Here is a 21780-nt window from a genome sequence, read left to right as displayed (position 1 = left end):
CTGACTTTTCGCGACCGGGGGGTAAAGCCGGGAAGCGTTCGGCCGGCGGTCGTGTTGCGGTCACCGGGCCGTCACCCCGTACCGGCCGGGCCCTCCGGGTGGACAATGGCGGTGAGGACGACGTGACAACCGGTAAAACAACCTCCCGCCCGACCGTAGGTGTACGCCCGGAGAGCGATCTGAGAGATGATGGTCATCTTCCCAACCCCGGGCCCGCGCGCCCACGATCCGCACCCGCAACCTTTTGGTCAATCAGAGTTGTCCCGGCCGTAGGCTCTTTCGTGAAGCGGCGGTCGACGGGAGTTCCGAGGGGAGGCGCCATGGCGCTCACGCCAGGCGTCAGGTCGGAGGCGACGGGCCCGGCACCCGGCGACTCCGGTCTCGCACACAGGGGGGCCGGCCGATGAGCCGGCGCGGCAACGGGCTGACCGCGGACGCGTACGTTCCTGTCGCCGATCTGACACCGCAGCTCGCGGACGCGATGCTGGCCGCCCTGCGCGAGGCCGGGATCGCCGCGTACGCGGTGCCGGCGCCGGGCGAGACCGGGGGTTATCTGGACGTCCGCCTGCCGGAGGAGCCCACCGACCGGCTCTACGCCGACGCCAGCGCCAAGGCCGCCGCCGAGGAGATCCTCGAGGCACGGCTTCCCGAGCTGCGGGAGGACTACGCCGCCTCCCGCGACGAGGACCAGATCTTCGCCGAGATCGTCGCGGCCTTCGACCGCCCCTCGGCCCCCGGCGAGACGCCGTGGCCGGCCCAGGAGAACATCGACGATCCCCTCGACGACACCGCCGACGACCCGCCCGCCGAGACGAACGGCGAGCTGATGACCGCTCGCGTCGTCAAGCCCGCCACCGATGACGAGGACGATGATCACTTCGTCCCGCCGCCCCCTCCCCCGCTCCCGAAACCGGACGCGCTGACCCGGTTCGCCTGGATCGCCCTCCTCGGGGGGCCGGTCTACCTCGTGGCGTCGGTGTTCCTGAGCTGGGACGTGCCGAGCTGGGCCGCCTTCGTCGCGGTCGCCGCCTTCATCGGCGGCTTCGTGGCGCTGGTCCTGCGCATGGGCGACGACCCGCCGGAGGACGACGACGGCGCGGTCGTCTGATCAGCTCTCGCGGACGCGGAGCTCGGCCAGCAGCGGGCGGTGATCGGTCGCCGCCGGATAGTCGGCCAGCAGCTCCGGTTCGTCGGGCACCCCGCAGCTCAGCACCTCGAACCCGGAATCGGCGAAGACGCCGTCGATACGCGTGCGCGGCGTCCGGGAACTGTACGTCGCGCCCTGGCCCGACGGCGCGGTCGCGAATCCGTCCTGGAAGCGCGACGCCAGGTGCTCCCACGCCCCTCCCCCGGGCTCCTCGTTGACGTCCCCGGCGAGCACGACCGGGGCGCCGAACCGCTCGCGGATCCGCGCCAGCTCCGTCACGATCTCCTCGGCGTGCCGCAGCCGCGGCCCGTCGGCCAGGTCCAGGTGCACGCTGGCCGCCACGAACCGCGCCCCGCCGACCTCGAACAGCCCGAAGACCAGCCCGCGCCGGTGCAGGCCCGGCACGGGCGACAGCAGGCGGTGCCGCCGGTGCAGGAGGGCCGTGCGGGGCCCGGCGTACAGCTCCAGCCCGGCGGGTCGTGAGCGTACGGCCAGGCCCAGCGACGTGCGCCGGGCCAGCCAACGACGCTTGCGGAGCCAGAACGCGAACCTCGGCGCCTCCTGCACGCACGCGACGTCCGGCTCGAGCCTGCGGATCACGCGGGCCAGCGCGGCCCGGTCGTCGCGCATCGACCGGACGTTGTAGCTGAGCAGCCGAATCGTCGTCAACGGACCGTTACAAAAGCGGCTCAGCGCAGGCGCGCCAGGTCCGCGGCGCCGACGATGCCGGCGTCGGGGCCCAGCTCGGCCATCCGGATATCGGCGAAGACGCGATGGCCCCGGCCGGTCAGGGCGTTCTCGAACGCGGCGCGTGCCGGGTCGAGCAGCAGGTCGCCCGCCTCCGACAGGCCGCCGCCGATGATGAACGCGCCCGGGTCGAGGATGGCGGCCAGGTCCGCCATGCCCTGGCCGACCCACACGGCCACGCTGCGGAAGCACTCCAGCGCGGCGGTGTCGCCGCCGCGCGCCGCCTCGGTGATCTCCGGGCCGCTGATGCCCTCGGGCGAGCCGTCGCCGAGCTCCAGCAGCCGGCCGGCCAGGGCCGGGGAGACGCGTGCCAGCTCGCGCGCCTCGGCGACGAGCGCGTTGCCGGAGGCGTACTGCTCCCAGCATCCGCGGTTGCCGCAGCCGCAGCGCCGCCCGTCCGGAACGACGCGGAAGTGCCCGAACTCACCGCCGATGCCGAACCGGCCGCGGTACAGCTCGCCGTCCATGATCAGCCCGCCGCCGATGCCGGTGCCCAGCGTGATCAGGACGATGTGGTCCTCACCGCGGCCCGCGCCGAACTTCGCCTCGCCCCACGCGGTGGCGTTGGCGTCGTTCTCCACGATCACCGGCAGGCCGACCTGGCTCTCGACCTTCTTCTTGAGCGGCTCGTCACGCCAGGCGAGGTTCGGCGCGAACAGCACCATGGAGCGGCTCTCGTCCACGAAGCCCGCGGCCCCGAGGCCGACCGCCTCCACCTCGTCGAACTTGCCCTTGAGGATGTCGACGACCTCGGCGATGACCGCGGCCGTCTCGTGGGGGCTGGTCGAGGGCGTCGGGCGCCGGAGCTTCTCGATGATCCGGCCGTGGTCGTCGACCACTCCGGCGGCGACCTTCGTGCCGCCGACATCCACACCAATGGTCAGCGTCATCGACGCGGCCCCCTAGTCACCCTGCGGCCGGCCGCCGTCGGCCGGTTCTCCACCCGGCTCGTGACGCGACGACTCGGCCGGCTTCGTACGCTCGAACCCCGCCACCGCTTCGCGGAGAGCGGCGAAGAGTGACTCGCCCGCCGACATCACGTGGCTCACCACGTCGGGGCCGGACTCACGGGACGCCGCGATCGCCCGGCACACCGGGCAGTAGCGGCACTCCGGCGCGCCGGTCGCGATGTGGTCGCCCCAGGCTTCGCTGGTGGCGTCGCTCCACACGTCATCGGACCGGGAACCGGCACCCGTGGCACCGCTCACGCGCCTCCGCAGTACGTCGACGAGACGCATTGCCTCAAACAGCGCCGATGCTGGCTGTTCACTCATGGGGTCATCATCTACCTAATCGTTCGGCGTGAAACGGTACCGTCCCGCGAGGGATGCGTGGCACACAGGCCGGGCATCCGGAGGTGAGCTACGCTTCGACGCGCTGTTTCAACCCTTTCAGCGCCGTCTCGATTATCCGCTTCTCCGCTTTGCGCCGGACCATTCCGATCATCGGGATCCGTACGTCGACCGCGAGCTCGTAGGTCACCTCGGTGCTCCCATCGACCGGGGCGAGACGATATGCCCCGGTCATGCCGGTCAGCATCGCGCCGGACTCGGCGAGCTTCCAGTGGACCGCGTCGTCACCGTCCCAGTCGTAGGCGAGGACATAGGTGTCCTTGATGGGCCCGGCCTCCAACGTGATCCGTACCTGCTCCGCGCGCCCGTCATCTCCGGTGGAGAGGACCTCGGCGGCGGTGATGCCCTCGGCCCATCCAGGGTATGCCGGAAAGTCGGCGATCACCGCCATGATCTCTGGTGCGGCGGCGCCGATCGTAATGCTCGAACTCGTGCGATCCGCCATCGCGGGCGTCCCTTCTTCGGCACTCGAACGTTTCCTGCGGGAGCGTAGCCGTTACCACTCCAGAACGTACGGAACGCCGCGAGCGCGAAAGTGCCCGACGTTGACGCATTCGGTGCGGCCGATCCGCGTCCGGCGTACGAGCGGCTGGTGGACGTGGCCGAACAGCACGTAGCGCGGCTGCGTGTCGCGGATGGCGTCCAGCACGGCCTCGCTGCCCCGCTCGAAGCGGCGCGCCACGGTGTCGTAGAGCAGTTCGGGCACGGCCGGCGGGATGTGGCAGCACAGGACGTCGACCTCGCCCACGGCCGCGACCTTCGCGGCGTAGGTCTCGTCGTCGATCTCGTGCGGCGTGCGGTACGGGGTGCGCAGGCCCCCGCCGACGAAGCCGAACCGCCAGCCGTCGAGGTCGACGGTCTGCCCGTCGAGCACGTGGTGGCCCTCACGGAGGTTCTCCGACCACATGCGAGGGATGTCGACGTTGCCGTACGTGAGGTAGGCCGGGGTGGGCATGGCGCCGAACAGCGCCTTGTACTGCCGGCGGACCGCCGCCTCGATGTGCGACCTCGGCTCGCCCTCCAGCGACGCCCACAGCCGCCCGGAGAACTCCCGCGCCTCGTCGAAGCGCTTCTGCGTGCGCAGGGAGATGAACGTGTCGGCGTGTCGTTCGCCGAACAGGTCGGCGAAGATGCCCTGGGCGTGGTCGTCGTAGTCGATGAAGAGGATGAGATCCCCGAGACAGACGAGCGCGTCGGCCCCGTCGCCGGCCGCGGCGAGCGCGTCCACGCGCCCGTGCACGTCGCTCACCACATGAACCCGCATAGGTGCACCCTACTTCCGCGAACCCCGTCCTCAGCCGAGCAGCGAGCCGACGAGCGAGCGGAGTGGGCGGTGAGGGACGAGCCGCCCGCGGAGCGAGTGAGGAGGCGAGCGCGACCATGGACACAGCAGCGGCCATGGACACGAGCAGCGAGCGGCGACCATCGACACGAGCGCGGCATCAGGTGCAGGAGGCGTCGACGACCGCACGCCATTCGCGTACGAGCGAGGCGTCGACCACCGAGGCGCCCGAGGCGTCGCGCCGCCGGACGGCCGCGCCGACGTGGAAGGCGTCCACCCCCGCCGCGGTGAGCACGGCCACGTGCTTGCGCCGCAGCCCGCCGCCGACCAGCATCAGCGGCGCGTACGCCGCGGCGCGCCGCAGCAGCGACTCCATGCCGGCGTCGACGCCGTGCGGGGACCCGGCGCAGAGCACGGCGTCGAGACCGGCCAGCTCTTCGATCGCCGGCCATGCCTCGTCGGCGCACACGGCGCTGTCGACGGCCCGGTGGAAGGTCCACGGCAGCGGCGCGACGGCCTCGGCCAGTTTCGTGGTGGCCGACGTGTCGACGGCGCCGGACGCCTCCAGGAAACCGAAGACGAATCCGTCCGCCCCGGCCTCGGCGTGCTCGGCCGCCACCCACCGCAGCCGGTCCAGCTCCGGGCCGTTCGTGCGGAACCCGGTCTTGGCCCGCAGCATGACGCGCATCGGCAGGGACGTGGCGCGGCGCATCCCGGCGACGACGCGAGGGTCGGGCGACAGTCCGCCGGCCCGCAGGTCCGCCACGACCTCGACCCGGTCGGCGCCTCCCTCTTCGGCGGCCTCCGCGTCGGCCTCGGTCTGTGTGATCACTTCGAGCAGCGACATCTTTCTCCCCCGATCGCCCCGCGAGCGCATTCTCGCGACGGCCGGGAGCCGTGCGGGCCGGATTGACCTGGTCTTTGTCCGGCCGGGCCGCTCCCATTCCCGCTACCGGACGCGATGCGACGGTGGTGAGGAAGCGCGCCGAGCGGTGATAAGAAGAAATGCGAGACGCGTCACCCGCCGGAGGCTACCGATCGGTAAGTAGACGCGGTACCGTCCGTGCAGTTCCTGGCCACCATGCCCGCAAAGGAGAGATCCGTGCGTGAGTTCAGCGTTCCCGCGCAGGTGACGATCGCCGGCTCGGCGAATCTGACCGAGACGCTTTTCTCCCGGGCGGCCGAGGAGCCCGGCCGTACGGTCTTCCGCCGCAAGGACGGTGCCGGATGGCGCGACGTCAGCGCCCGCGAGTTCGGCGACGAGGTCGCCCGGGTCGCCGAGGGCCTGGTCGCGGCCGGCATCGAGCCCGGCGACCGCGTCGCCCTCATGTCCCGCACCCGCTACGAGTGGACCGTCGCCGACTACGCCATCTGGACGGCCGGCGCGGTGACCGTGCCGATCTATGAGACCTCCTCCGCCTCGCAGATCCAGTGGATCATCGGCGACTCCGGCGCGAAGGCGATGTTCGTCGAGAGCGACGAGCACGAGAAGGCGGTGGCGTCCGTACGCGACGACCTGCCCGAGCTCGCCCACGTGTGGCGGGTCGATGCCCCGCCGTCCCGGCCGTCGGGCGAGGGCGACGAGGCGGTCGGCGCCGACCTGGACGAACGGCGTGCCTCCCGTACCTCCGGCGACCTGGCCACGGTCATCTACACCTCGGGCACGACGGGCCGGCCGAAGGGCTGTGAGATCACCCACGAGAACCTCCTCGCGACCGCGCGCAACACCATCGAGGGCGCCCTGACGGAGGTGTTCGGCCTGAGCGAGGGCTCGACGCTGCTGTTCCTCCCGCTCGCCCACGTGTTCGCCCGGCTCATCGAGGTCGGCTGCGTGGAGGCCGGCGTGGTCCTGGGCCACACCCCCGACCTGACCGACCTCGTCGGCGACCTCGAGTCGTTCCGCCCGACCTTCCTGCTCGCCGTGCCTCGCGTGTTCGAGAAGGTCTACAACGGGGCCGAGCAGAAGGCCGCCGCCGACGGCAAGGGCAGGATCTTCCGCATCGCCGCCGACACCGCGATCGACTACAGCCGGGCCGCCTCCCCGGGCCTGGGCCTGCGGCTGAAGCACGCGGTCTTCGACCGGCTCGTGTACACCAAGCTGCGGGCCGCGGTCGGCGGCCGGGTGACCCACGCCGTGTCCGGCGGCGCCGCCCTGGGCGAGCGCCTCGGCCACTTCTTCAACGGGGTCGGCATCACCATCCTCGAGGGGTACGGCCTGACCGAGACGACCGCGCCGATCGCGGTCAACCTGCCGAGCGACAACCGCATCGGCACGGTCGGCAAGCCCATCCCCGGCACCTCGGTGCGCATCGCCGACGACGGCGAGGTCCTGGCCAAGGGCCCGAACATCTTCGCCGGCTACTGGCACAACGAGGAGGCCACCAAGCAGGTCCTGGAGGACGGCTGGTTCCACACCGGCGACATCGGCGAGCTCGACGGCGACGGCTACCTGAAGATCACCGGCCGGAAGAAGGAGCTCATCGTCACCGCCGGCGGCAAGAACGTCGCCCCCGGCCCGCTGGAGGACCGGCTGCGCGCCCACCCGCTCGTCAGCCAGTGCCTCGTCGTCGGCGACGGCCGGAAGTTCATCGGCTGCCTCATCACGCTCGACCCCGAGGCGATCGAGCCGTGGAAGGAGGAGCACGGCAAGTCGTCGCTGTCGGCGGCCGAGCTGGCCGAGGACCCCGACCTCGTACGGGAGATCGACGCCGCAGTGGCCGAGACCAACGCGTCGGTGTCGCGGGCCGAGGCGATCAAGAAGTACCGGATCCTGGCGAACGACTTCACCGAGGAGACCGGGCACCTCACGCCGACCCTGAAGGTCAAGCGCAACGTCGTGCTCAAGGACTTCGCGGACGAGATCGAGGCGCTCTACTCCTAGCTTGGGCCCGTCGCGAAGGCCCGCCGTCCTGTTGCGCGGCGCCCAGGCGACGCCGTCAGGAGGCGAGGAGAAGGCGAAGGGCCGCCTCGGACGCCGAGCCGGGCTCGGCGGCGAAGACGGCCAGGCGCTGACCGGGCTGCTCCTGCAGCCGGAACACCTCCTCCGCCAGGGTCATCTCTCCCACCAGCGGATGCCGGAACGTCACCGTGACCGAGTGGCAGTCGCGTACGGGATGGCGCGCCCACATGGCCGCGAACTCCGCGCTGTTCATCGTCAGCTCCCCGACCAGCTCCGTCAGCGCCGGATCGTCCGGCCACTGTCCGGCGGCCTTGCGGAGGTAGGCCACCGTGTCACGTGCCTTGGCCGGCCACTCGGCGTACAGGTCGCGTGTGTGCGGCTCCAGGAAGACCAGACGAGCCATGTTCGGACGGTCGCCTGGCCGGTCCGGGGCGTCCAGGGCGAGATGGGGAGCCGGCAGCGCATGAGCGGGGCGGTTCCAGGCCAGGATGTCGGCCGCCCTGCCGAGGACGAGCGCCGGATTGACGTCCATCGAGCGCAGGACGGCGACCGTGGCGGGCCGCACGCGCTCGGGCCGGTACCGCCGCACGCCCTTACGCGGCGGCCCGGCCAGGCCGCGTAGGTGTGCCTGCTCCTCGTCGTCCAGCCGTAGCGCCCGCCCGATCGCGTCGAGTACGGCGTCTGAGGCGTTCACGCTCTGCCCCTGCTCCAACCGGGTGTAGTACGCCACGCTCACCCCGGTGAGCTGGGCGAGTTCTTCGCGGCGCAGTCCCGGGACACGGCGGCGCGATCCTGGTGCTGGCGCTCCTGCTCGGAACCCAGTTCATGCTGGCCGCCGACTTCTCCATCTTCAATGTCGCCCTGCCCGCCGTGGGCAGGGGCGTCGGGCTCGCCCTTGACACCCTGCAGTGGGTGGCCACCGCCTACGCCCTCCCTGCCGCGGGCTTCACGCTGCTGTTCGGACGGGTCGCCGACCTGGCGGGCCGACGCAGAATGCTGCTGATCGGACTCGGCCTGCTGGCCGCCGCCTCCGTGTACGGCGGGACGGCCCACACGCCCGTCGCGCTGCTGTCCGCCCGCGTCGTTCAGGGACTATCCACGGTGGCCGTCGTGGCCTATGTCGTCGCCGTCACCTCCGGCCTGCCCGACCACGAGCAGGGACTGGCCACCGGGCTGAGCGCGATGGCGCAACAGGTCGGCACGACCGTCGGCATCCCCCTGCTCAGCACGATCGCCACCGCGCCCGGGGGCATCCACTCGGCGGTCGGCGTGAACGCCGCGATCATCATGGCGGTGGCCCTGCTGGTCCGGCTCCTGGGACGCGTGCCCGCGGCCGGCTGAGTTCACGACGCGACGCCCCGCAGGACATCCCTGTGCCCGGCCACCTCGCCGGGGACGTCCGGGCGCGGCTGATGGCCACCATCGGCGGCTTCACCGCGCTGTACGGCAGCGGGCGTCCGTACCTGGGCCGCACCGCGCTGCTCGCGGTCGTCGCGGCGGCCGCGACCGGGTGGGCCGCGGTCCTCGTCGTCGCGGTGATCGCGGTGGCGGCGACCTGCTGTGCAACGCGCTCGCGGTCGGGCCGCCGGGGCCGTACATGTTCACACTGGCGTGCGCGGCCGTACGACGCGAGCACCGGCGCATCGGCCGCCGTACGCCGGGAGGCCGAGCGGCTGTGGCCGGCGGTGGTCGCGACGGAGCGGCCGGCGTACCGGCTGCCGGCCGCGTGCTGGGCGGCCGAACGGGACGGCGAGCCGGCCGTCCCCGGCGCGGCGGGCCTGCCCGCGACGCTGGCGGACCTGGCCGCGGCGGTACGCGAGGGCACCGGGCCACCGGAGGAGGGTGAGCCGCCGGAGTTCCTCGCCGAGGAGGTCGCGGCGGTACGCGAGTCGCTGTTCAGGGCCGAGACCGAACCGGCCCCGTAGGGTCCGGTCCCGCGTCGGCTCCTTGGGCCCCCGCTTGCCGGACCGCTTCCGGGACACGGCCTAGTCTGGCCGGTAATGCGGGTTCTGGATCCACTCGGCCTGGTCCTGCGGGCGGCCGGGGAAGAAGACCCGGCCGTCGTAGGAGACGCTGCCCGGGATCGGAAGGTCGCCCGGAATGCGCAGCGCCCCGACGATGTACCGCCGGTCGATGCCGCCGATGAACTTCACCTCGTCCTGTCCGCCGCCGATGTCGTAACCGCCGGGGGCATCGATCACGTACACCCACCGGTCGGCGCCTTTGCGCCGGAATTGGTTCGCGAACTCGATCGCGGTGTCCACCAGGCGAGAGGTGCAGATGAGCTCCGGGTCGGAGGCGAAGCCCCGCTCCCCTTTCTGCATCGCGAAACCTTCTTCGAAGATCCGCTCCGGTCCGCGGCGGTCCCCGCGGAACAGTGCGTTCCGGTCGAGCCGCCAGCCGACCTCCAATCGTCTCGGCTGCTCACCCGAGTAGTCACCGTTGTCACCCCAGTACTGGGGTGACTCCTCTTCATCGCGGTACCACTTGAGCAAGTCGTTGAGACGGGACGGATTCCCGTTCGCGGCGGCGGTGTGGTCGATCGGACCGGACGGCGGCGAACCGCCCGACAGCGGCCAGCGTTCGACCGGAGCGGCGTCGTCCCGCAGGAACCGTGGGCTCGCCGGCACCCGCGGCAGTGCGCGCAGCGCCGACGGCGCCTCCGCGACGTGGGACGCGGGATGCAGTTCGCCGTCCGCGCGCCGCAGCGCCCGCACCAGCTCGAGCGGATCGGCGTGCTGCCCGCGCACCTCGGCGTCGACGTGCCGGTAGACAGCGATCAGGTCGGGCACCGACAGACCGGGACGGACGCGGTTCGCCAGCCAATCGAGGAAGCCGACGCCACGCGGCAGGCTCCGCTCCCCGCCGGGGTCCATCGCGCGGTTCAGCTCGGCCACCGCGTGTACGGTCGGCTCGTCCTTACCGAGGCCCAGGCTGTCGGCGATCCGGCGGGCGGTCAGCAGGTCTGGGCCCAGTTCGCCGCGGGCACGCCGCAAGGCGGCGAGCATGCCATCGTGATCGCCCCTGAGACCGGGGAAGGACTTCTCCTCCGCGTACTTGTACAACTCGATCATGTCCCGCACGGCAAGATCACGGGATACACCGCGGGCCAGAGCGTAGAGGGCGGCGTCTCCCGGCCTCGGCCCGCCGTAGTCCACGCTCTCCTTTGCATACGCCCCGAGCCGGCCGTCGCGTGCCGCGAGCCCGAGGTCCCGCTCGGCCGCACCGGGATCCGGTACCTCGACCCGTTTCAGGGTGCTCACGATCCGGACCGTGTGGTCATCCCGCTCCGGAATCAGGAACACCTTCTGGGTCTCCCGGAACGCCTGGCGGTCCTGGTCCAGCCGGAAGGCCGGCACATCGTGGCGGGCCAGCGTGAGCAGGTCGGTGAGTTCGGCACGACTGCGCGCGTACGACGGCTCGAACCCCATCTCAAGGGCGTCTCGATGGAGGGCCAGCAGGTCGGCGACCGTGGCATCGGGACCGAGGACGTCGTGCGCGAGGTCGCGCAGCGGATAGGAGCCATGCGCGGGACCTCGCGCGGGGTCGTACGCCGGATCGCTGAGCACGGTCAGGTCGTGGATCACGCGTGTCGTGTGATGGTCGGCGTACCAGAGCCCGTAGTGGTCCGCGAGGGCGCGTGCCGAGTCCTCGCCCCCGGCCGCAGCGGACATGCGGACCGGCTCGGGGATGGGACGGACCGCCTCGCCGCGCACCTGTTCGATGAGATGCTCCAGCCCGGACCTGACGACGCGGGAGTCGCCGTCAGCCAGCCGCACCAGGCGCAGCACCGCGTCCTGGTCACTCCGCTCCCCGAATCCCGCTTCGTGCGCACGCGCGTCGCCGAGCCCGGCCGCGTGGGCGATCTCGACCAAGCGGCGATAGCTCGCCAGCATGTCCGGGCTGCCTCGAGTGAGGTGGTTCTGGATTATGCCCAGACCCCTCGCCTCGGCGTCGCTCAGCCCTCGCATCCCAACGGTACGGGCGAGGCGGCGGCCGATGCCCTCGAACGGGTCGTCGACCGGCCGGTCGTGGGCCGAACTCAGGATCTCGACGAGTTCGTCGCGGTCCCGCGCCCGCCACGGTTCGTGACCCAGCAGAACGGCGTCGTGGTGGAGGTTGAGCAGGTCGACGACCGAGGCGTCCCGTCCGATGACCTCGTGGGCGAGGTCGGTCAGCGGGCCGGTGCCCAGTGGGCGGTTCTCGCCCGGGCCGACGATCTCCGTGAGGCCGTGGAAGAAGTGGGCCGCGTCCCGGCCGGAGACCGCGGTCAAACCGTACTGCTCGGCGATCCGCCGCCCCGCGGACTCGGCGTTGCGACCCGGCTCCAGCGATGCGGGCACCATGGGGTCCGGTGCCACCGGGCCGCGCCCGTTCTCATGGCCGGCCGAGCCGTCGTGCGCGTCATGGTCCGTGGCCGGCGTCAGGTGCCCGGCTTCCCTGGCGACCGGGACGCCCTTGACCTCCAGCTCGGTAACCAGGCCCAGCCGGACCACGTCGCCTTCGCGCAGCCGGACGTTCTCGTCGTCTAGGAGGCGTCTCTCGTTGACGAAGGTTCCGTTGAGGGAACCCATGTCACGGACCCACGGAACTCCCGCCGCGTCGACGCTGAAGGTGGCGTGCACACGCGACACGTATTCGTCGTACGGCAGGGGCGAGTCGTAGCGGCTGCGCCCGAGCGACACCTTACCGTTGGGCGGAATCCGGAGGACCTCCGTGGCGCCTCCGATGGCCAGTGCGAGATCACCGGACGGTCCCAGCTCCTGGCGCGCGCGGAGGATCGCGGCGTCCAGCGCCGCGATCTCCGGGTCGGGATCGTGGTGATGCAGAACGGCCTGGTCGGCGACGCGGACGCTACCAGCCAGTTCGGCACGCCGCGCTTCGAGCGCGGCGATATGCACCAGCAGTCCGTCCTCCGAGAGCTTGGTGCGAAGCGGCCGTTCGGGTGCGGCCCCCGTGTCCGGGTGGCCCGCCGGTGCGTACGACTCCGCTCGGTGCTCCGTCCGAGGGCTCGGGACGCTCTCGTGGATGGAGATGGGCTGGGTGGTCGCGACAGGATCCGTCGGCTCACCGCGTTCGCGCGACTCGGTCCCGTCACGGTCGTCGGACCGCTCAAGATGATTCCCGCGGTCCGCCTGATCCACCGGTTCGCCCCGGCCCGTCGGGCCGATCGGCTCCTCCCGGTCTCGGGACTCCGACGGCACGGCCTCATTCGTTCGGCCGCCGTTCGCGGGCCGCGTCCCCTCGTCCGCGTGAGCAGAGGACTCCGGCCGGGCGACCAGGGGCGGACGCGGCGACCGGCTGCCGACCTTCGCTGATCCGTCGACGGTTCCCTTCACGGGCATGCCCGGCCGGTCACGGCCCGGTGTCGGCTCGTCACGGGGACCGTACTGCCTGGAGACCGGAGCGCTCGCCTCCCCGACGTGCCCGCCGACGACCGGCCCTCCGCTCCGGTCGTAGACGGGGCGGCTCTGGCCCGTGGCGCCCGCGTCCCGTACGAGCGGCGGGGCGTGCGGCACGTCCCCGGAGTCATGTGGAGCACTGGCGAGTTGCATGTCTCCGGAGCCGTGTCCCTCCGGCGAGGAGCCGGCGTCCGGCCGAGGGCCTCCCCCGCCTGTGGCGGGCGGCGCAGAGTGGTCGGCGGGCGGAACGTGGGCCGTGAGATCGGCGCCGACATCGGAGCCTTTTAGCGCGTGCATCACCTCGCCGTGGATGCCCATACCGGCGGACATCAACAGATCCTTGCCGACGTTGACTTCATCCCAGTGGACCGTGCCACCGTTATGGATCGCGTTCGCGGCGATGTCGTTGGCCACGAACACCGTGCTGTTGACGCCCATGTGGGTCGCCAGGCGGCCGGGGAGCGTGCCGGTGAGCATTTTGGCGAGCGAGTTTCCGTCCATCGCCGCCTCGCCCAGGCGCCGGTAGACGGCACCGGTCGCTCCACCGCCCGCGGCGCCGAGCAGCCCGCTCTCGGCAAGATCACCAAGGTCCAGGCCGTCCTGCAGGCCGTAACCCATCCGGGTCAGCTGGCCGACGAGGTTGAGCCCACCGACGAACCTCGCCCCGGACACGGCGGCCCGGCCCTCCGCAGTCCGGAGCATAGCCGCCAGGCGCATCCCCGCTGTGCGGGTTTTGGCCGTCGCGGTCGCCAGGTAGAACGGTCCCGCCGGAGTGGGCGCGAAGATCCGCGCGATCGCCCACAGCGTGAAGAGGTAGGCGCCCGACAGGTAGAACTGGGCCTTGCCAACCTTGATCTCCGTGGCCATGTAACGGCAGAACCCTGCCATCCCGCGGCAGGCATCCGCAGCGTCGGGTAGGTGCCCGCCGCCGCCCCTGGCCAGCCGGGCGAACGACTTGGTGAACGCCTCGATGTCGGCGCCGGCGTTGCCGGAGGTGATCTTCGTAGCGTGTGTTGAGGCGTGGCCGGTCACCGTGTCGACCACGTCGGCCATCCGCTCGAACGCTCTCGCCAGTTGCTCCATACCGGCCGCGTCACCGGCGGGCAGGCGGCACATCGTGACCATTTCCTCAAGGAGCGGCGCGATCTCCTCGTACCACGGCGGCGGTGGGTCGTCGCGTACCAGGCCGTCGGCCGCCGAGCCCACGACCGCCCGCAGCGCCGCCGACTCCGCCGCCGACCGACCGGCGTCCGTGAGGGTGAACCGCGGGTCGTCTCCGGTCTCGGCCCGGTGCCAGGTATGGGCCATGCGCACCGCGCCCACGGCGTGACCCTTCAATGCCACGGACAATTGGGCGACGCCATCCAGAAGCTCGTCCCTGGCCTGCCGGAATCCCAGGGAGTCTGGTGCCCCATCGAAGAAGTTCCGGCCCAATTCGTCGTCGCCCCAGGGCGAGCCCAAAGCGTTCAGAGCGTAGACGAGACCGACCAGCCCATGGGCCAGCATCGAGCCCGCGTCATTAATACCGCCGGCCGACTGTGCGATGAGCTCCGGAGATACAACGACCTCGCCGATGTCGGATCACCACCGCAATTCCATGATCACCGCTTTGGATCCCGACATGGTACGACACGGTGAGAAAGCCGACGCGGTATCTCCTGGGGGCCGTCCGTCACATCGCTAAGCGAACTCGGTGCAAGAGACTTTGCCCTCCGCGCGAAGGTCGCTCGTCGCCGACGCGGTGCTTCGCAGGTACTGGGCCCTAACCCTCCAGCAGCGCCGCGAAGCGGCGGGCCTGGACCTCCCAGCGCCACTCGTGCTCGATCCACGAGCGACCCTTCTGCCCCATCGCGGCCGCCTCGGCCCGGTTGGTCAGCAGGTCGATGACGGACTGGGCCACGGCGGCGTCCGAGTGGCCGTCGACGACCACGCCGGTCTCGCCGGCGAGCACGGCGTCCGGCGCGCCGCCGGAGTCGCCCGCGATGACCGGCAGCCCGGTCGCGGAGGCCTCCAGGTAGACGATGCCGAGCCCCTCGACGTCCAGGCCGGCCCGCCGGGTCCGGCACGGCATCGCGAAGACGTCGCCGGCGTCGTAGTGCGCGGGCAGTTCGTCCCACGGAACGGTGCCGGTGATCCACACCGACCCGGCCACGCCCGTCTCGTCGCGGAGCCGCTCCAGCGCCTTCCGGTACGGTCCGCCGCCGACGAGCAGCAGCGCGGCGTCCGGCACCGCGCGCGACACCCGGGGCCACGCCCGGATCAGGGTGTCCTGGCCCTTGCGCGGCACGAGGCGGGAGACGCAGACGACGACCGGCCGGTCTCCCAGGCCGTACCGCGCGCGGATCTCCTCGCCGCCGGCGCCGGCGCGGAACACCGTCTCGTCCACACCCGGCGCGAGCCGCCGCATGCGCGCCGCCGCGGACGGCGACAGGCCGCGGGCGATCCGTCCGCGGGTGTACTCCCCCAGGTAGGTGAGAACGTCGACGCCGTCGCCGATGCGACGCAGCAGGCCGCGGGCGCCCGGCAGCGACGCCCAGCCCGCCTCGTGGCCGTGCGTGAGGCCGACGATCCGGTCCGCGCCGGCGCGCCGCAGCGCGGGCGCCAGCAGGCCGAGCGGCGCCGCCGCCCCGAACACCACCGAGTCACAGCCCTCGGCCCGTACGATGCCGGCGGCCCGGCGCAGGACCGTGGGAAGCGGCAACATCAGCCGGCCGGGGTGGCGCACGACCGGGAAGGGCTGGGCGGCGTCGAAGTCCGCCGCGCCCTTCCACGCGGGCGCGTACACGATGACCGAACCGGGCGGCCGCCGTACGGCGAGGTTGTGCACGAAGGCCTGGATCCCGCCCGGCCGCGGCGGGAAGTCGTTGGTCACCACAAGCGTCTTCGTCATGAGTCCTCCTGCGTCGGAGGGAGTGACCACCACAGCGTGTCTTCGATTCCCTCGCTCCGCTCGGTCATGGCTTTGTCAGCATCGCAAGCGTGATCACATTTCGGTCCCGGCCCAGTGACCGGAACGAAACAGGGCGTTAATCTTTACAGGTGTCAACACGTGGCCGCCCTCACCCCGCCCGGCCTGCGAGAGATCGCTGCGGACCTGACGAGGCACGGCGGTGGAGTTCTCCACGGATATAGGAGGAGCCACCTTGACCGAGACCCCCTCAACCCCCGCGCCGGCGGCATCGTCCATCGCGGACCCCGGCCCGCTCGGCCTCGCCGCCTTCGCACTCACCACATTCCTCCTGTCGGCCAAGAACGCCGGCTGGACGGACGGCACCGACGCCTGGCTGGGCTACGCCTTCGCCTACGGCGGGCTCGTCCAGCTGCTCGCCGGCATGTGGGAGTTCCGCAACCGCAACGTCTTCGGTGCCACCGCGTTCTCCACGTACGGCGGCTTCTGGATCGGGCTGGGCCTGTACGTCCAGCTCGTCGCCCCGACGGCCGTCAAGGCCGGCGGAGCGAACGCCGAGTCGCTCATCCAGAACGACCTCGGCTGGATCCTGCTCGCCTTCGCCATCTTCAACACCTACATGTTGCTCTGGAGCACCCAGGTCAACGCGGCGGTGTTCGGCGTGTTCCTGACCCTTGAGGTCACCGAGATCGTCCTGTTCATCGGCAACCTGTCCCACAGCACCGGCACGGTCAAGCTCGGTGGGTGGATCGGTGTCCTGACCGCGCTCGTCGCCTGGTACACCTCGGCGGCCGGGGTGACCAACGGCATGCCGGGCAAGCTGTCCCTGCCGGTCGGCTCGCCGCTCGGCGGCCGCGCGGCCCCGGCCGAGCCGGTGATGGAGTAGTCGCATCCTTCTTCGCCGTGGCCGCGCTCACCGCGCGGTCACGGCGAAGTGCCGTTCACGAGCGGCGCGGGCACCGGCACGTGGTGGAGCCGGGCCCAGTCGCGGCCCATGGCGATCCGCTGCGGACCGGTCGGGTGGCTGTTCCACAGCGAGTACTCCAGTGCGTTCGGCGACAGGTCGTCGAGGTTGCGGGCGCTGAGCGAGCGCTGCATCCGCACGTACGTCTCCGGGTCACGCGTCAGATCGAGCGCGTGCATGTCGGCGCGGGCCTCGATGCGGCGGCTGACGAGGTTCTCCACCGGACCGGCGACCTGCAGGAGCACGGTGACCGCGGCGAGCAGCAGCGCCACCGACCGCGGGTCGGCCGGTGAGTCGGCCCCGGCGCGCCGCAGCAGCCGCGGGGAGGTCAGGACGAGGAAGAGCACGCAGACTCCGGCCGCCGCCCCGAGCGCGCCGACGAGGGTGCCGTGCAGCACGTCGTCGCGCTTGGCGTGGCCGAGCTCGTGCGCGACGATGAGCTCGATCTCCGCGCGCGGCTCGCTGGTGAGCAGCGTGTCGTAGACGACGATCCGGCGGGTGGAGCCGAAGCCGGAGACGTAGGCGTTCAGCTCGGTGGTCCGTTTGGAGGCGTCGGCGACGAGCACGTCGCCGACCGGCACGCCGTCCCGCCGCGCCATCGCGAGCAGGTCGGTGCGCAGCGGCCCGGCGGGCATCGAGTGGAACGAGTTGAACAGCGGCTCGACCAGCACCGGATAGCCGAACGACGCCGCCGCGACGAGCACGAACCCGCCCGCGGCCGCCCCCGCCCACCAGCGGCGCGGGAATCGGCGGACCAGCAGGTGCACGCCGAGCAGCACGACGATCCAGATGACGAGGGTGACGCCGAGCGAGGTGAGCTGGTCGGTGAACCAGCCGCCCCAGTGCTCGGTGGACAGCCCGTACCGGCGCAGCACGGTCTGGGACCACACGTCGAACGGCAGGCCGGCGAGCCGGGTCAGCACCGCGAGCACCACCGCGACGCCGACCAGCCGCAGCGGCCACCGCCGCAGGGGCCGCGTGACCGGGCCGAGCAGCCGCGCGCCCAGGGGTGTCAGCCCGAGCAGGAGCACGACCAGGAGCCCGGCGGCGAGCCCGGCGTACGCGGGCGGGTCGAGGGCCCTGTTGAAGGCGTCGCCGCGGCCGATCTGCGCGCGCGTGAAGTCGAGCGCCGGGTCGGCCGGCCGGCCGGCGCCGGGCAGCGGATGCCAGGGAGTCGTCACGAGGATCACCACCGCCAGCAGCGCGCACAGGACCACGGCGGCGATCGCCGCCCCGCGCCGATCCGGCGCGGGACCGGGCCCCTCCTCCGCCTCGGCCACGACCGCGGTCCCGGCCGTACGACGTGCGTTCACCCCGTGCTCCTCACCTGACTGCCTCATCCGCGACTCACGCCGGTCCGCAGCGGACGGACGCGGCGGAGCGCACTGTCTCGACGACGCGGATCACCCGAGTTCACCCGCCTTGCCTCGCCGGTACGACGTGCACACACCCCGTGCTCCTCACCTGACCGCCTCGTCCGCCGCTCACGCGAGCTCGCGGCGGACGTACGCACGCCACAGGGCGACGAACCGGTCGGTGCCGACGCCCAGGACGCTGCGGAGCGCGCGGTCCTGGAGGCGCGGGTCGCCCGAGTCCTCCGGCTCCGCCTCGGCCGTACGGTAGAGCCGGACGAGCCGGTCCTCACCGTAGCGTTCGGCGACCATGCGGCAGGCGAGCCACGCCTCCTCGTACGCCGCCGAGAGCCGGTCGCCCGAGCCGGCGAACTCCGTGGCGCCCGGCAGGGTGGCCGGGACGCCGCCGGTGGCGATGAGGTCGGCCAGTTCGCGGCCGGCCGCCCTGGTCGGGACGCCCGCCTTCTTGTAGCCGACGTAGTCGGCGAGTCCTTCGATCAGCCACATCGGCGTCTTGCCGTCGCGCGCCCCGCCCATGGCGACGTGCACGAGTTCGTGGGTCAGGACGACGCGCCGGCCCAGGGCGGTGAGCCGGCCGAACGCGGTGGGGGTGATGACGAGGCGGTCCTCTCCCGTACCCTGGCCGCCCTCGTCCCCGGTGACCGCGGCCAGCGCGGCGATGTCGCCGAGGTTGCGCACGTCTCCCGCGAGCTCTTCGGCCTTCTGCTCGGTGGCGGGGACGAGCGCCACGGCGTGCCGGGCCCACCGGTCGCCGACGACGCCGGAGACGGCGCCGACTCCCTCGTCGAGACGGGCGGCGATGTCGCGGAGCTCGGCGGTACGGGCGGCGGGGAGCTCGCCGGCCACGGCTCCGTCCTCGGCGAGCACGAGGCTGCGGCGTCCGTGGACCACGGTGAGGCCGCCGCTGTTCCAGATCTGCGGGTCGTCGCGCAGGCCGTGCGCCGCGCCGTCGCCGGAGACCATCCAGCCGGTGCCCGGGCGCCGGTCGAAGGTCAGGTATTCGGTGTAGACGAGGTCGCGGCGGTCGAAGCCGCGCAGCCGGTAGGTGAGCCTGAGCCGGGCCGTCCAGCCGTCATCGGCCGCCACGGCGGGACGCGTGTCGGCCAGGGACTCCCTCCAGGCGGAGAGAGGCACCTTGGCCAGGTTGTCGAAGAGCACCTGCTGCCCGGCGCGGAACGCCTGTCCCGACGGGTCGACGGTGGCGAGGAACGCGGCACGGTCGCGGGCGAGAACGGCCCGCGAGCGGCGCTGGAGCAGGGCGTTCACCGTGGCGACGCTGGGGGCGGACAGCGCCCCGGCGACCGGCCGGGAAGACGCGGCGGCGGCCCGGCCCGCACCGTCGTGGAACGCGAGGTAACCGACCGCGACGGCGAGATTGGCCACGATCGCCAACCCGGCGAGCCCGGCGAACATGGCCGACGCGGTGGTCACCCGCGAGTCCGCGTTCCCCTTGGCCGGCATGCGCGCGATCCTAGTCGCCACGACCGGGTGCCCCGCCGATGACGCCCACCGTCACTGAGCGACCGCCGGGCCCGGCCTCGCGGACGGGCGCCGGCGGTCGTCGTACGGCGGGTGCGTCAGGTTCAGTACGGTCGGGTGGCACCGTTGAAGTGTGCCCGGTAGTAGCTGTTGAGCAGCACCTGCTTGATGCGCGTGCCGGAGTGGGCGGCGTGGATCATGTAGATCTTCTTGCCCTTGACCTTCGAGACGATGCCCGTGTGGCCGTCGCCGTAGAAGTACACCAGGTCTCCGGTGGCGAGGTCGGAGAACTTCACGTGCCGCTTGATGTGCTGGTGCTGGGCGTCCGCGGTGCGCGGGAGCCGTACTCCGGCCTTGCGGTAGACGTACTGGACCAGACCGGAGCAGTCGAAACTGCTCGGGCCGCTGCCACCGTAGCGGTACGGCTTGCCGATCTGCTTACGGGCTGCGGCGACCGCCTTCAGCCCGACCTTGTGTCGCTTGCTCCAAGACGTCTGCTTCGTCGTCGCGCTCGTGGCCGCCGTGGGGGTGGCGACCGGGGTGGTCACCGGGTTGGCGACCGGAGTGACGGTCGTGACGGCGTCCGATGAGGCGGACGCCGTCGAGGCCGTCAGGACCGTCGGCGCGAGGACCGCGCCCGCGGCCAGCATTCCGCCGGCGAGGCGGACGCGCTTCGGCGAAGCGGTCGAGGGGGTGCGAGACAGGGTTCTCTCCTTCCGTGTGCGCCTACCGGGTTAGCTGACGGGTTCGGGCTGGAAGAAGCCGCCCTACGGTCCGCCCGGCGCACCACGCCGCACCACGGCCCGTTCGCCGCACTACGGTCTGCTGTGATGGCGCAGGCGCACCGACTCACCCCTGGGGATCTGCGCCTTCGCGCGCATGTGGGTCCCCGGCTCCGCGTGCCCGCGGACTCGGCGCTCGCGGCCGCCGGACGCGCCCTCTCACCGGGCGGTTCTCACTGTGGCCGGCCGCTTATCTCTGCATTCCGGAAAGCCGAGAGGAAAGTCGCCCGGCGGAATGTGTTCCACAACACATCCAAAGCGGAGGACGAATTCCCTCGTGATGGCCGCATGCGACACATGGGGCGTATCGCATAACTCGGCGCACGCTAACAAGGCACCAATGAATGCGCAAATTTGTCGCCAGAGCGTACGAGAGGAATTACCTAAGGTGAATTGGCCCCGACCGAAACAGGCCCTCTGGGCATCGCCAGAGGGCCTGTGAGGTTCGGGTCGGTCAGAGCAGGCGACCGCCGCCGTAGTACACCTGGCTGTAGTACGCGTCACTGAGGCTGGAGATCTTCACCACATCGCCGGTGTGCGGCGCCTGGATGAACTTGCCGTTGCCGACGTACATGCCCATGTGGTCGTTGTTGCTGAAGAAGACGAGGTCTCCCGGCTGGAGGTCGGCCTTCGCCACGCGCCGGCTCGCGCTGTACTGGTTCGGCACGTAGTGGCTGAGGTTGATGCCGATCTGCTTGTAGGCCATCATCGTCAGGCCCGAGCAGTCGAAGACGTTCGGGCCGGCGCCACCGAAGACGTACGGCTTGCCGAGCTGCGCGCAGGCGTACCTCAGCACCGTCTCGGCGCGGCCGGTCGCCAGGATCGAGCAGTTGGCCTTGGACGAGCCCGGGTCGATGTTGGCGCCCAGCTTGTCGATCAGGCGCAGCTGCTTCCTGATGGCCGAGTTGGCCGCCGACCGCTGCTTGTCGACCTGGTCCTTCTGCTGCTTGAGCTGCTCGGCCGCCTGCTCCGCCAGCGCCTTCTGCCGCTCCAGCCGCTGCGCGGACGCCAGGAACTGGTTCAGCTCCGCCGCGCGATTGCTGGAGACCTTGGTGAAGGCCGTCATCTGGTCGAGCACGGACTCAGGGTCCTTGGCCGACACGAACTGCGGGATGTCCCCTCCCGCGCCGCCCTCCTTGTACGCCGCGGCGGCGAGCTGGGCGACCCGGGTGTGCAGCTGGTTGAACGTCTCCTGCTCGACCGTGACGGAGGACTTGAGCGCCTTGAGGTGGCTCTGCGCGGCCTTCCAGTCCTCCTTGGCCTTGTTGTACTGGTTGGCCAGCTGGTCCACCTGGTCGTTGAGCTTGGCGAGCTGCTGCTTGGCGGCGCTCAGCGAGGGAGTGGGCTTCGCCTGGGCGGGGCTGGCGGGCAGGACGAGCCCGGCGACAACGGCCGCTCCGGCGGTGCCGACGATCCAACGACTGGTTCTGGACATGGTTGAACGC

General features: G+C 71.7%; 18 protein-coding genes and 1 riboswitch. Of the genes, 5 read left to right on the top strand and 13 right to left on the bottom strand.

The window, feature by feature from the left end:
* Positions 1-403 precede the first annotated feature (403 nt).
* Positions 404-1108 carry a hypothetical protein gene (locus ACQEV1_RS18850; protein WP_433394870.1) on the top strand — a complete coding sequence of 235 codons (705 nt, stop codon included), beginning with the start codon at positions 404-406 and terminating at the stop codon, positions 1106-1108.
* Here ACQEV1_RS18850 and ACQEV1_RS18845 read toward each other — a convergent pair whose 3' ends face one another.
* From ACQEV1_RS18845 to ACQEV1_RS18820, 6 genes are all read right to left on the bottom strand, one after another.
* Positions 1109-1816: an endonuclease/exonuclease/phosphatase family protein gene (locus ACQEV1_RS18845; RefSeq protein WP_285617025.1), complete on the bottom strand. Its 708-nt coding sequence runs from the start codon at positions 1814-1816 to the stop codon at positions 1109-1111.
* A gap of 20 nt (positions 1817-1836) precedes the next feature.
* The gene (locus tag ACQEV1_RS18840; protein ID WP_285566811.1) at positions 1837-2784 is read right to left on the bottom strand and encodes an ROK family glucokinase; all 948 of its coding nucleotides are present in this window, start codon (positions 2782-2784) and stop codon (positions 1837-1839) included.
* Between the two features lie 12 nt (positions 2785-2796).
* The gene (locus ACQEV1_RS18835) at positions 2797-3102 is read right to left on the bottom strand and encodes a hypothetical protein (protein ID WP_285617027.1); all 306 of its coding nucleotides are present in this window, start codon (positions 3100-3102) and stop codon (positions 2797-2799) included.
* 154 nt (positions 3103-3256) lie between these two features.
* Entirely contained in the window at positions 3257-3691 is a 435-nt protein-coding gene (locus ACQEV1_RS18830; protein WP_285617029.1) for an SRPBCC family protein, read from the bottom strand.
* A gap of 51 nt (positions 3692-3742) precedes the next feature.
* Positions 3743-4510, bottom strand: a complete 768-nt coding sequence (locus tag ACQEV1_RS18825) for a metallophosphoesterase family protein (protein ID WP_285617030.1) — start codon at positions 4508-4510, stop codon at positions 3743-3745.
* 178 nt (positions 4511-4688) lie between these two features.
* Complete coding sequence (locus tag ACQEV1_RS18820) at positions 4689-5375, bottom strand: copper homeostasis protein CutC (protein ID WP_433394866.1); 687 nt, start codon at positions 5373-5375, stop codon at positions 4689-4691.
* Between the two features lie 255 nt (positions 5376-5630).
* On the opposite strand from ACQEV1_RS18820, the gene ACQEV1_RS18815 reads away from it, so the two are divergent.
* The gene (locus ACQEV1_RS18815) at positions 5631-7409 is read left to right on the top strand and encodes an AMP-dependent synthetase/ligase (protein ID WP_285566820.1); all 1779 of its coding nucleotides are present in this window, start codon (positions 5631-5633) and stop codon (positions 7407-7409) included.
* A gap of 55 nt (positions 7410-7464) precedes the next feature.
* Here the strand turns inward: ACQEV1_RS18815 and ACQEV1_RS18810 are convergent, their stop codons facing one another.
* On the bottom strand, positions 7465-8157 hold the full coding sequence (locus tag ACQEV1_RS18810; RefSeq protein ID WP_432705514.1) for a transcriptional regulator: 693 nt from the start codon (positions 8155-8157) through the stop codon (positions 7465-7467).
* A 65-nt stretch (positions 8158-8222) separates the two neighbouring features.
* Between ACQEV1_RS18810 and ACQEV1_RS18805 the strand changes: the two genes are divergently transcribed.
* Positions 8223-8768 (top strand): MFS transporter, encoded by a 546-nt coding sequence (locus ACQEV1_RS18805; protein WP_433394863.1) that lies wholly within the window; start codon positions 8223-8225, stop codon positions 8766-8768.
* A 32-nt stretch (positions 8769-8800) separates the two neighbouring features.
* On the top strand, positions 8801-9352 hold the full coding sequence (locus ACQEV1_RS18800; protein WP_433394862.1) for a hypothetical protein: 552 nt from the start codon (positions 8801-8803) through the stop codon (positions 9350-9352).
* A 60-nt stretch (positions 9353-9412) separates the two neighbouring features.
* Here the strand turns inward: ACQEV1_RS18800 and ACQEV1_RS18795 are convergent, their stop codons facing one another.
* Together ACQEV1_RS18795 and ACQEV1_RS18790 are read right to left on the bottom strand one after the other, a co-directional pair.
* Positions 9413-14173, bottom strand: coding sequence for an FHA domain-containing protein (locus ACQEV1_RS18795; RefSeq protein ID WP_433394861.1), 4761 nt, complete (start codon positions 14171-14173; stop codon positions 9413-9415).
* Positions 14174-14591: 418 nt separating this feature from the next.
* Entirely contained in the window at positions 14592-15719 is a 1128-nt protein-coding gene (locus tag ACQEV1_RS18790) for a glycosyltransferase family 4 protein (protein ID WP_285617040.1), read from the bottom strand.
* 253 nt (positions 15720-15972) lie between these two features.
* On the opposite strand from ACQEV1_RS18790, the gene ACQEV1_RS18785 reads away from it, so the two are divergent.
* Positions 15973-16623 carry an acetate uptake transporter gene (locus ACQEV1_RS18785; protein ID WP_285617042.1) on the top strand — a complete coding sequence of 217 codons (651 nt, stop codon included), beginning with the start codon at positions 15973-15975 and terminating at the stop codon, positions 16621-16623.
* Positions 16624-16661: 38 nt separating this feature from the next.
* Here ACQEV1_RS18785 and ACQEV1_RS18780 read toward each other — a convergent pair whose 3' ends face one another.
* From ACQEV1_RS18780 to ACQEV1_RS18765, 4 genes are all read right to left on the bottom strand, one after another.
* A complete protein-coding gene (locus tag ACQEV1_RS18780; protein WP_285617043.1) occupies positions 16662-18014 on the bottom strand; it encodes a M48 family metallopeptidase in 1353 nt (450 codons plus the stop codon).
* 171 nt (positions 18015-18185) lie between these two features.
* Positions 18186-19535, bottom strand: coding sequence for a basic secretory protein-like protein (locus ACQEV1_RS18775; protein ID WP_433394860.1), 1350 nt, complete (start codon positions 19533-19535; stop codon positions 18186-18188).
* Positions 19536-19657: 122 nt separating this feature from the next.
* On the bottom strand, positions 19658-20203 hold the full coding sequence (locus ACQEV1_RS18770) for a C40 family peptidase (RefSeq protein WP_285566832.1): 546 nt from the start codon (positions 20201-20203) through the stop codon (positions 19658-19660).
* Positions 20204-20261: 58 nt separating this feature from the next.
* Positions 20262-20480: riboswitch (cyclic di-AMP (ydaO/yuaA leader) on the bottom strand.
* A 309-nt stretch (positions 20481-20789) separates the two neighbouring features.
* On the bottom strand, positions 20790-21770 hold the full coding sequence (locus tag ACQEV1_RS18765; protein ID WP_285566833.1) for an NlpC/P60 family protein: 981 nt from the start codon (positions 21768-21770) through the stop codon (positions 20790-20792).
* Positions 21771-21780: the final 10 nt, after the last annotated feature.

The sequence above is a fragment of the Actinoallomurus sp. CA-142502 genome (genome assembly GCF_050936355.1).
Classification (GTDB): Bacteria; Actinomycetota; Actinomycetes; order Streptosporangiales; family Streptosporangiaceae; genus Actinoallomurus; species Actinoallomurus iriomotensis.
The sequence above is the reverse complement of the archived record's forward strand: the minus strand, read 5'-3'. Positions and strand labels throughout refer to the sequence as shown.

What these genes read in the sequence shown, in the direction of transcription:
- ACQEV1_RS18830 (WP_285617029.1), bottom strand. Translation starts at nt 3,691, where the DNA reads ATGGCGGATCGCACGAGTTCGAGCATTACGATCGGCGCCGCCGCACCA.
- ACQEV1_RS18840 (WP_285566811.1), bottom strand. Translation starts at nt 2,784, where the DNA reads ATGACGCTGACCATTGGTGTGGATGTCGGCGGCACGAAGGTCGCCGCC.
- ACQEV1_RS18790 (WP_285617040.1), bottom strand. Translation starts at nt 15,719, where the DNA reads ATGACGAAGACGCTTGTGGTGACCAACGACTTCCCGCCGCGGCCGGGC.
- ACQEV1_RS18825 (WP_285617030.1), bottom strand. Translation starts at nt 4,510, where the DNA reads ATGCGGGTTCATGTGGTGAGCGACGTGCACGGGCGCGTGGACGCGCTC.
- ACQEV1_RS18770 (WP_285566832.1), bottom strand. Translation starts at nt 20,203, where the DNA reads ATGCTGGCCGCGGGCGCGGTCCTCGCGCCGACGGTCCTGACGGCCTCG.
- ACQEV1_RS18775 (WP_433394860.1), bottom strand. Translation starts at nt 19,535, where the DNA reads ATGCCGGCCAAGGGGAACGCGGACTCGCGGGTGACCACCGCGTCGGCC.
- ACQEV1_RS18765 (WP_285566833.1), bottom strand. Translation starts at nt 21,770, where the DNA reads ATGTCCAGAACCAGTCGTTGGATCGTCGGCACCGCCGGAGCGGCCGTT.
- ACQEV1_RS18820 (WP_433394866.1), bottom strand. Translation starts at nt 5,375, where the DNA reads ATGTCGCTGCTCGAAGTGATCACACAGACCGAGGCCGACGCGGAGGCC.
- ACQEV1_RS18850 (WP_433394870.1), top strand. Translation starts at nt 404, where the DNA reads ATGAGCCGGCGCGGCAACGGGCTGACCGCGGACGCGTACGTTCCTGTC.